Below are 11355 nucleotides of genomic sequence, written 5' to 3'. Positions count from 1 at the left end.
AAATAAGAGTTACCTCTATAGATTTTAAATTTGTTTGATACTAAGCCTTGTATAATTCTGCAAAATTATTACATTTTCTATTGTAAAATAAACATAATAACATGTAAAGATTTATTTAAGAATAACTCCCTATAATTGCATTGCTATAAACCAAAAAGTTACAACAGTCAAAACCAGTTTATCTTCTTTGGTCTTAACTATTGTAACTCACTTTACTTAAATAGTTTCGTTATTCTCTTGTACTAAAAACTTACTTCTGTCCATTCCATACGTTGTAGATATTGCTCCACAATTGCCTGTCCCATATCTGGGTGAATAGTCTCTGCATGAGAAATTGTAATGGCTGACATTGCAATTGCATATTTAACGGTTTCAGCAATAGATAAGCCATGCATGAATCCGTAACCTAAACCTGCCACACAGGAATCCCCTGCTCCAGTAACATTTACAACAGGAACCTGTTTTGCTTTGATAAGACCTTCGCTTTCACTATTATTGTAATAGATCCCATCAGCGTCCAGACTAATGAACACATTCTGGACACCGAGACTTCTAAAATATGCTCCTGCTTTTCTTACATCTTCTGTGCTCTTTAGTTCAAATCCACAAAGCACTTCCGCTTCTAATCTATTTGGCTTAATTGTATGGAAGTATGGTATTAGGTTCTTAATTCTTGCTACCTTTGATGCAGAAACGGGATCTAATATAAATTTTGTCTCGCCTTTATATGCTGTTAATATATACTCAAGTATTACCGGATTGTCTGTATCCAGAACCATATATTCTGCATTCTTTATAATATCTGCCTTACTATCAATAAATTCCGCACTTACCTTATCTGTAATTTTCATGTCCACAATAGCAGATTCCATTTCACCATGTTCATTAAGAATTGCCATATAGGTTGGTGTTGATTCTCCCTCAACAATTAATGAGTCATTCATATCCAAATTAAATTTCTCTGCTGCTTTAAGAATACTTCTTCCTTTTTCATCATCTCCAATAATAGATATGAATTTCGTATTCACATGTAATCTTGCCATATTCTCCGCAATATTACGGGATACTCCACCAAAAGAAACTCTAACATTTCCAGGATTAGAATCCTGCGGTTTGTAATTTTGATAGGTAAATCCAATAATATCATAAACGGAAACACCAAAAACTAAAATATACGGTTCATTTTTAATACTCATTTGATAATACTTCTCCCTAATAACTCTGTTTTCTCTTAATAAGTTGTATTTAACTACTATAGTACATTTCACTTTTAATTTCAACGGAAATATTAATGTTAATATTTTCTTTGATAACAATAACTAGCCCAATCCCATACCCCTCTATATTTCGACCTCTTATGATCGATAATCTTCTTATTTGGAATTCTATTAGGATATGCGATTTCTACTCTTTTTATCAATTTATACATGAATAGAATCATTAATAAACAGAAAAAACTCGTGAAAGGTTTACTATTTCAAGCCTTCACGAGCTTTTCTTCTATTAATGATTAATTAATCTTCAAAAGGTATTACCGCACCATCATAAGTTTCTTCGATAAATTTCTTGATTTCATCTGATTTTAAGACTTCAACTAATTTCTTGATGCCTTCGTTGTCTTCATTACCTTCTTTTACAGCAATAACATTAACATAAGTTTTAGCTGCTTCTGAATCAGATGCTTCATAAGCAACTGCATCTTTTGCTACAGAGAAACCAGCTTCTAATGCATAGTTACCATTTAATACAACGAATGCTACTTCCGAAACTACTCTTGAAACTTGAGCTCCCTCTAACTCTTGAAATTTGATTTCATATGGGTTATCAACGATATCCTTAACAGTTGCTTCAAGACCTACACCATCTTTTAATGTGATAATCCCGTTGTCTTGTAATAATAATAACGCTCTTGCTTCATTTGTTGTATCATTAGGAACAGCGATAACATCACCTTTTACAAGTTCTGATAAATCTTTCTTTGTACCTGGGTAAATACCGAATGGTTCATAGTGGATACCACCTGCATTTACTAAGTGAGTTTTTTGATCCTTATTAAATTGCTCTAAATAAGGAATGTGTTGGAAATAATTCGCATCAAACTCTCCACTCTCTACAACTGAGTTTGGCTGTACATAATCACTAAATTCCGTAACTTTTAATTCCCATCCGTCTTTTGCTAAGATTGTTTTCGCTTGTTCAAGAATCTCAGCGTGTGGCGTTGCTGATGCTGCTACTGTAATTACTTTATCTTCTGAAGCTTTCTCTTCCTTCTTGCAACCAGTTAAAGATGCTACCAATAAAGTTCCGATAACTACCGCTTTTAATATGTTTTTCTTCATACTATTACTCCTCCTTTTATATATATAACTAAACGCTTTACTTCGTACTTCTCTTATCTAAGCGCTTTGATAAGAACATACCCAAACCTTGAAACAACTGTATTAATACTACAAGGATTACAACGGTTACAATCATAATATCTGTTTCATATCGATAGTAACCATAGCGAATTGCAATATCTCCTAATCCGCCACCACCTACAAAACCTGCCATTGCAGTATATCCAAGGATTGTTCCGATTGCGATAGTAGCTCCGACAATTAAAGGAGTTCTTGCTTCTACTAATAAAACTTTACGGATAATCGTCCATGTTGAAGCACCCATACTTTGCGCTGCCTCGATCACTCCATGGTCAACTTCCTTTAGTGAAGATTCCACCATTCGTCCAATGAATGGCGTAGCTGCGATAACCAAAGGGACAATTGTCGCACTAGGACCATAACTCTTGCCAACTAAAAATCTTGTAAATGGTATTAATAAAACTACAGTTATGATGAATGGTACACTTCGTACAATATTAGAGATAACATCAAGTATCTTATAGATGATTACATTTGGTTTAATTCCATCTTTATCGGTAATCGCTAATACAATGCCCATTGGTAAGCCAAGTAGATATCCAACACCAGTAGATACTATTACCATGTAGAGAGTTTGAAACAAACCCGTCTTTAACATATCCATTATTCCTTGATCAAACATTAAGGTCCACCTCCTCAACTACTAGCTTTCTATTTCGCAGATAATTTATCATCTGTCCAGCAACTGCTTCATCTTCTGGAAGTTGTAGAATCATCTCTCCTAGTGCTTTACCACCGATATTACGAGTATCTGCTGCCATAATATTAATTGGTGTATTAAAAGAAAGAATCATGTTACCAATTACCGGTTCAAAGGCAGATTGTTCACCAAATACGATTCTTACAAATCTCTTTCCTCCCATTAAAGAAGTTATTGAAGTTCCTTGATATACAAGTCTCTTTGCTTCTTCTGTTTTAGGTTCCGAGAAGATATCTTTTACATAGCCAGTCTCTGCAAGATTACCGCTGCTTAGGATTGCTACTTTATTACATATCTCTTGAATAACCTTCATCTCGTGAGTAATCACAACAATTGTGATTCCAAATCGTTTATTAATATCCTTTAATAAATTAAGTATTGAATTCGTTGTCTCTGGATCAAGAGCACTTGTAGCCTCATCACATAATAGAATCTTAGGATTATTGGCAATTGCTCTTGCTATTGCAACTCTTTGTTTTTGTCCACCAGATAATTGAGCTGGATATGAATTTTCCTTATTCTCTAATCCTACAATCTTAAGTAATTCTCTTGCTCTTTCTTTTGCTTCTTTTTTCTTAACTCCAGCAATCTCTAACGGAAAACATATATTATCAATAACAGTTCTTTGCATAAGTAGATTAAAATGTTGGAAGATCATTGAAATCTCCATTCTAGCCCTACGTAAATCTTTGTTTGATATTTTCCCTAAGTCTTTGCCATCTATTATAACAGTTCCCTCTGTTGGTCTCTCAAGGAAATTAATACAACGAACTAAGGTACTTTTACCTGCACCTGACATACCGATCATTCCAAAGATATCTCCTTTTTCAATATCTATAGATATGTTATGTAATGCCTTCACTTGACCAGATTTATTTTCAAATGTTTTTGACACATTCTTAATTCGAATAATTGGTTCCATACATTCACCTTTCCTTGCTAATCATCTCTAAATCCAACCATAATGAGTTATATGGATATTCTCTACATTCCCTATAATTTATATATGATATACAAAAATATAATAAGTATATTATTCAATTTTGTCAATATTATTTTGTTACTTTTTTATTTTCTTATAATTTTTCTGTATGATTATTCATATTCGTTTTACAAATTAATTATTTTCGTAAGTTTTATTATCTAAATTGCTGAGATTTTATTGGCTGATTTGCCCATGAATATATACTAACTATTATACATCTACATAACAACAGTGTAGATTATTACGTGCATAACGATATGCAACCATAATCTACACTGTTAAATGAATTTCCTACATAAACTATTTAATACCTATATTACAGAAATACATTCCAGTTTTCCTTGCTAATTAAAAGTTAAGACTGAAATTTGTAATTTCTAATCTTCCACTAAATGGATTCTGATCTGTATCCGAATAGATTTTAAACTGAACTCCTTTTACATCGGTAGAGGTTTGTAACATACCACTATTTACCCATTCAGTAAGAGCTGATTTCCAAATTGGTTCATTAAAATCATATATTACATCAACCGATTCACCTGGTTCAATTATTCTTTCTACTGTTTTATCAGTTTCTGTTTGTCCGCCAGTTTCTTGCCATGTCCAACCACCGCCAGTACGTAAAACTAATGACACATGGATAGCTTTCGTTCCTTTATTCGTTAATGTACAAGAAAGGCTAGAATATTGAGACCAATCTTGACCCGTTCCTAAACCTGGCTGAGTTTCTGTAGAAATACCTGCATTGTTTGTAACTGTTACATCTGCAAAATCTGCATATAATGTCTCGCCATCTAAACCACTTTTTACTGTTTTGGTAAATGCAGAATCTGTATAATTCCAAGTATAGTAGCTAGCAGTTTTTGGTCTATTCATTTCTGCAATTGTAGTTGCATAGGTTCCATCAGCTAAATCAAAATCAACCGCATGTATCTGAATGCTACCGGCAAATCCGCCACCACCGCTTTGTACTCGAAAACTAATTCTGTTTGCTGTCTTCGAAGTCATAGAAGCTAAAGGAACTGAAATCATCATTGTAGTTTTGGCTGGAATCTTAACATATTGTGCTGGTTCCACCCATTTCCAGTCACCGTCTTTTATAATTGTTTGGAATTGAATCTCTTTCGCATTCGGATTTGTTACAACAATATTCATGTTTGTATACGCACTCAAATCTATTGTTGTTGCTGGATCTACTTGGAAGCAAGGATAGTTCTCAACCGTAAGATCGAATGTCATATTCAATCCACCTGTTTCAAGTTTTGTAATTTTTGCTGTAGATGTTGCTGGTTTATCGCCTCCATTAATACCTACATACCAATCTTCATAATCATCAATCAATCCTGGCTCGATTGCTGGAAACTCACTTCCACTTCCAGTTTCCAAAACAAGCTTATTACTTACAACAGATTCATTTCCTGCATCATCAAAAGCAGTAACAGTAAACGTATATTCTGTGTTTTGTAACAATCCAGTTACAGTATAGCTTGTTCCGGTAGAAATACTTACTTTAACACCATCCTTATAAACAATATAACCTTCTACACCAACATTATCAGTAGATGCACTCCATGATAGATTTGCAGTTGTTACAGATGCCGTACCTTTTAGATTTGTAGGTGCAGTAGGTGCTTCTTTATCATTGCTGTCCAGAGTCTTAACAGTAACTGTACTGCTTTTAGCCGATTCATTACCAGCCGCATCTATTGCACTAACTGAAAACGTATATTCTTTATTCGCTTTTAAATATTTCACTGTATAGCTACTTGATTGGCTAATATCAACTAGTACTCCATCCTGATAAATATTATATCCAGTTACCCCAACGTTATCTGTTGACACACTCCAGCTTAGCTCTACAGAGTTATAGCTAATTGCTTTTCCTGATACGTTACTTGGTACTGTTGGAGCAATTTCATCCTTTGTTATTTTCTCAAATACGCTACATACTTTTGATGTTGCCTTAATTCCATATTGTCCATTAATAATAGCTTGGCCTTGTTCTGTCAATGTATTGCCAGCCCAGTCAGAAGCCATATCAAGATAGCTAAGACTATTATCATTACCCTTCCATGACCATCCTAAGTATCCAACAGATTTTTCTGTACAATAGCTCATAATAGTCTGTTCATCAACATCACCTTTTGTATGCTTAATTCCAAATTCTCCAATACAAACTGGATATCCAATGTTTAAGGCATCGTTGATATTACTCTTAACAACATCTGCTGAACCACCTGCATATTCATACATATGGATTGAGAACATTGTATTCTTAAGTGTATCTGATTGTGCTACTTCCTTACCATACTCAAAGATGGATTTTGGATATTGACCCCATCCAGCACAGTCAACCATTATGGTATTCTTAATTCCAGCATTTCTAATCGTTGGTATAACCGTAGTATATCCATTCTTCCAGTTTGCTCCGTCCCATCTGCCACCCCATTCATTGGCAATGTTAAGGATAACTGTTTTTTCATGTCCAATTAATGCATTCTTCATTTCAATCCAGTATTGCGCTGCCTTTTCTAAATCTGCAATACTATCTGAACCTAGAGCATCATGTACTTCTACAATAACAACCAATTTATTATCTTCGCATAACTTAATTAGACTTTGTAATTCAGCTAAAGAAGTCTTTGTCCATTTTTGACCATCAGCAAGTACGAGTCTAATACAGTTTGCACCTGTTTTTGCAATAGCTGGTATTGCGATACTTTCCTGCCCTTGATACCATATGTATGCATGATTAATTCCTCTCATTACAAAAGGATTGCCATAAGCATCGTAAAGGGTTGTTCCTTCAATATAAAATCCTTCACGACCCGTTTGTTCGTCGCTAGTTTTAACTGTAATGCCTTTCTTTTCTGATTTGTTGCCAGCGGCATCTTTTGCCTGTACATAAAGGCTGTATGTAGTACCTGCACTTAATCCAGTAACTGTATAACTTGTGCTTGTAGCAGTACCTACTACTGAGTCACCAACATAGATATCATACCCTGCTACTCCTACATTATCCGTTGATGCATTCCAAGTTATAGTTACTGTATTCTTTGTGGTAGAAGACACGCTAAGACCTGCTGGAGTAGAAGGAGCTTCCGTATCTGCAGAACTTGTAACTTTGGTAAACTTCCATTTTTGCTGATCGTTTCCATTGTCTGTCCAAATCTGAACATTAGCGCCATCATTAGTGTATCCACCTGCGACATCTAATGCTTTCCCACTATGTCTTGATATAAGTTTGTAATACCCATCACCAGTACTTACAATCTTCCATTGTTGATTAGCCTGACTATTATCTGTCCATTGCTGAACATTGGTGCCGTCATTCGTACCCCAGGCAGCTACATCAAGTGCTTTTCCACTATGTGCTGCTATTAATTTGTAATATCCATCTCCTACGGACACAACTTTCCACTGCTGTTGTTTGTTGCCATTATCTGTCCATTGCTGCACATTGGCACCATCATTCGTATAAGCACCCTCTACATCAAGTGCTTTTCCACTATGCTTTGCGGTAATCTTATAAACCTCATTTGATACAATTGCTGAATCACTCGTTATCCCATTTGAACTACTATCTGCTTTTACTTTCACACTCCCAGGGAATACTAATGAAACGACCATGACGGCTGACATCAATAAAGATAAGCCCCTTCTCATACTTAAACCTCCTAATACTATTATAGTTTTTTATGTACTCTTATTAGTAAGAATTCTTCTATCCTCCCTTCTACATTTCTAATTTACACAACTGGATTTTAATTTGGCAGTTATGTATCCATCCCCAGTACCCTCTCTAATAAATGTACTTTATTTATTTCATTACTTCTCTACACGAATAAAGAAGTATAGAAACCCTAACTTTATCACTTTATAAAATTACCATGTTAAAGTATTGCTTGCATAAGAAAACAGGCCTATGTCTTTTTACATAATTTCAAGCCTGTCTACTAGTTATCAAATGTTTTGAAGTATTTTTAGCATTATATTACTTAATTACTTTTTTTGTCTTATTAATTTTAATATAGCACTTATACTTAATTTAGTCAATGACTTCTCCTTTTTTAGTATAAATTTACTATTATTTTCCCGCTAACACCATTTTTCCATTAGTAGAACTACATAAAAACAGTGTAGATTATCAAGTGCATATCTATATGCAACAATAATCTACACTGCCAAAATAATTTTGTTACAAATGTTACTTAATCATACTATCATCTAATATGATAGTAAATGGTCCGTCATTTTCCAAACTAACTTTCATATCTGCACCGAATTCACCTGTTTCTACTACCGATATTACTTTCTTAAATTGCTCAACACAATATTCATATAAATCATTTGCCAAATCAGGTTTACCAGCATTCACAAAGCTTGGTCTATTTCCTTTTTTACAATCCGCATATAAAGTAAATTGAGAGATTACTAATATTTCACCATTAACATCGTTAATGGCTAGATTTGTTTTGCCATTTTCATCTTCAAAGATACGCATCTTACTAATCTTATCTACAAATCTATCGCAGATTTCCTTAGTATCTTCATTGCCTACGCCAAGAAAAACCAATAATCCCTTACCAATCTTACCAATTGTCTTACCGTCTACTGCTACCGCAGCATGATTTACTCTTTGAATTACAACTTTCATACTGTTACTGTATCCCTTTCCTTGTCATTACTACAATTGCTGATCAACTCCTAATCCTTTCAGATCTTCCTCGATAAGTTGTTGTGTATTAATGAGATTTTTTATTTCTTTTTTTATTTTATCACGTGTGGAATCTGCTGTCTGTATTACTTCTGTCGTATCTTTAATACTAGTATTCTCTTTTCCAACCGCTTTCTTCTCTTCTTCCGCTTTCTCTTCCTTGGCTTTCTTCGTTTCTTCGATTTCTTCTTCTAACTTTTCGTCAATATTATCTTTTGCTTGGTTAACCAATTCATTTACAATTTCATTATTCGCGTTTTCCATGATTTTATCTGCTTCTTTCGAAGCTTTTACCATTGGATCTGATTTTAATAATGCTTGATGAATACCACTAATGATAGCGCTTTCTCCAGCCTTTTCGGATTTTGCTTTAGTAACTCTCGCTTTCCATTCATCTTCAGCATCTTCAAGATTTTTCAACTCCGTTATATATGCATCACTGTTAAGATTATCTTTGTAAGCTTCCTTTAATTCCTCTTTACTTTGCATAACCTTTTCTAGTTCTTTTTGCCCATTCAATACTTCGTCTTCTAATTCAGCCATACGTTTTGTACGTACATCAATTTCATTGTCTGTCTTTAGATGATTTGAAAAAACATCTCCTAACTTCTTCATTGCGTTTTTCCTAGCATCGAATTCTTTCTGTGCTATCACATCTATCTCTAAAGTTAAGTCATTTCTATTCAGAGTCTTTCTGTGTGCACCTTGCTTTTTCTCACCAGTTGAAGTTTCCATTTGCATGGAGCCGTTATCCTGATTCCTTAACCTATTCAAATTAACATTCATATATCTTCCTCCCATCCTAAAACAACGATGCTAATTTGCATCGTTGTTCTATATACAATACTTATATCGACAAGAAGTAGTAAAATGTTAACTTTTTAAATTAAAGAGAAACGTATTGTCTAATTACCTATTTAAAGAATGAGTACAAACCTTCTACAATTACAATTACAATAATAAGAGGTAATACGAATCTACAATATCCGCGAATAAGGCGAGGCATCTTTATTCCTTTTCCAGTATTCACTTCCTTCAAATAATTATCAAATCCCCAACCATATCTGCTTACACAGAATAATAGGAAGACTAAAGAACCAATTGGTAACATAAGAGTACTTACAATGAAGTCTAATAAATCTAGGACAGTACTCCCTGCACCAAGTGGCTCGAAACCAGATAAAACATTGAAACCAAGTACACATGGCATAGAAGCGATAATCATGAATATAATGTTCAATCCTACAGCTTTCTTACGACTCCAATTCCAAAGATCCATACATGAGGATATCAGATTTTCGAATACCGCAATTACTGTTGATAAGGAAGCAAATGCCATGAATAAAAAGAAGCAACTTCCCCAGATTCGTCCTCCTTGCATTGCGTTGAATATATTAGGTAACGTTATAAATATCAAGCTAGGTCCACTATCCGGATTTACACCAAATGCAAAGCAAGCTGGGAAGATAATCAACCCTGCCACAATTGCAACAAAGGTATCAAGAAAAGCAATATTAAATGACTCTCCTAATAAGCTTCTCTCCTTTCCTAAATAGCTTCCAAAGATGGTCATAGATCCAATACCCAGACTAAGTGTAAAAAATGCTTGATTCATAGCAGATACGATTACCTTGCTAATTCCAATCTCTTTCATCTTAGCGAAATTCGGTACAAGATAGAATGATAAACCTTCTTTACCACCTTTCATAGTAATACTAACAACTGCTAATATTACCATGATTGCTAATAGGGCAATCATCATTACTTTAGTAATCTTCTCTACACCTTTTTGTAATCCTAGATAGCATACACCAAACCCAATTAGAACAACTACTACCATCCAGAATGTAAGCACTTTAGGATTTCCTAGCATTCCTGAAAACTCTGCTTGAATACCAGCGGGATCAGAGCCTTCGAAGTTACCTGCTGCCATTCTAACAAAATAATTTAACATCCAGCCAGCAACTGTTGTATAAAACATCATTAACAAATAGTTTCCAATCATAGCTGCATAACCATGAATATGCCACTTTTGCCCCTTCTTCTCTAACGTTTCAAACGCTCTAACTGCACTCTTACCACTAGCACGTCCAACAGCGAACTCCATTGTCATAATTGGTATCCCTAATATTAGTAAGAAGAATAAGTAAAATAATACAAATGCTCCTCCACCACTATTACCAACTACATAAGGGAATCTCCATACATTACCGATTCCAATTGCACAGCCTGCAGATATAAGGATAAACCCTAATCTCGACTTAAATTTTTCTCTTTCCATACTTCCTCCAAGATATTAAATCCTATCTTTTTATCTTTTTGTCTTTTTGTCTTTTTATTTTGCTTCTTTAGTGTCATTATACACATTTCGGCACTTATATGTATTAATGTGTTAAAGTGCTATTAACAAAACAATCACTTTTAAATATAACTAATAAATAGTATCATGTCAAACTATTTTATTTGGTAATTGAAGGAATACAAGAAATGAAATCAGAAGTTTTATTTTTATAAATCGAAGCACTTCCTAGAC

The 11355-nt window shown here is 34.3% G+C and carries 8 protein-coding genes; all 8 read right to left on the bottom strand.

Annotated features, from left to right (window positions below):
* Positions 1–242: 242 nt before the first annotated feature.
* Entirely contained in the window at positions 243–1196 is a 954-nt protein-coding gene (locus tag ACW2QF_RS08690; protein WP_455715608.1) for a carbohydrate kinase family protein, read from the bottom strand.
* Between the two features lie 318 nt (positions 1197–1514).
* Entirely contained in the window at positions 1515–2339 is an 825-nt protein-coding gene (locus ACW2QF_RS08685) for a MetQ/NlpA family ABC transporter substrate-binding protein (protein ID WP_455715607.1), read from the bottom strand.
* A gap of 37 nt (positions 2340–2376) precedes the next feature.
* Positions 2377–3042, bottom strand: a complete 666-nt coding sequence (locus tag ACW2QF_RS08680) for a methionine ABC transporter permease (RefSeq protein ID WP_455715606.1) — start codon at positions 3040–3042, stop codon at positions 2377–2379.
* Positions 3035–4042, bottom strand: coding sequence for a methionine ABC transporter ATP-binding protein (locus tag ACW2QF_RS08675; protein WP_455715605.1), 1008 nt, complete (start codon positions 4040–4042; stop codon positions 3035–3037). Before ACW2QF_RS08675 ends, ACW2QF_RS08680 begins: the two co-directional genes overlap by 8 nt.
* A 411-nt stretch (positions 4043–4453) precedes the next feature.
* Positions 4454–7771 carry a cellulase family glycosylhydrolase gene (locus tag ACW2QF_RS08670; RefSeq protein WP_455715604.1) on the bottom strand — a complete coding sequence of 1106 codons (3318 nt, stop codon included), beginning with the start codon at positions 7769–7771 and terminating at the stop codon, positions 4454–4456.
* A 541-nt stretch (positions 7772–8312) separates the two neighbouring features.
* Positions 8313–8762: a D-aminoacyl-tRNA deacylase gene (gene dtd / locus ACW2QF_RS08665; RefSeq protein WP_455715603.1), complete on the bottom strand. Its 450-nt coding sequence runs from the start codon at positions 8760–8762 to the stop codon at positions 8313–8315.
* 30 nt (positions 8763–8792) lie between these two features.
* Positions 8793–9608 carry a hypothetical protein gene (locus ACW2QF_RS08660; protein WP_455715602.1) on the bottom strand — a complete coding sequence of 272 codons (816 nt, stop codon included), beginning with the start codon at positions 9606–9608 and terminating at the stop codon, positions 8793–8795.
* 127 nt (positions 9609–9735) lie between these two features.
* A complete protein-coding gene (locus ACW2QF_RS08655) occupies positions 9736–11103 on the bottom strand; it encodes a sodium-dependent transporter (RefSeq protein ID WP_455715601.1) in 1368 nt (455 codons plus the stop codon).
* Positions 11104–11355 lie beyond the last annotated feature (252 nt).

It is taken from the genome of Anaerosporobacter sp. (assembly GCF_965301125.1).
The sequence above is the reverse complement of the archived record's forward strand: the minus strand, read 5'-3'. Positions and strand labels throughout refer to the sequence as shown.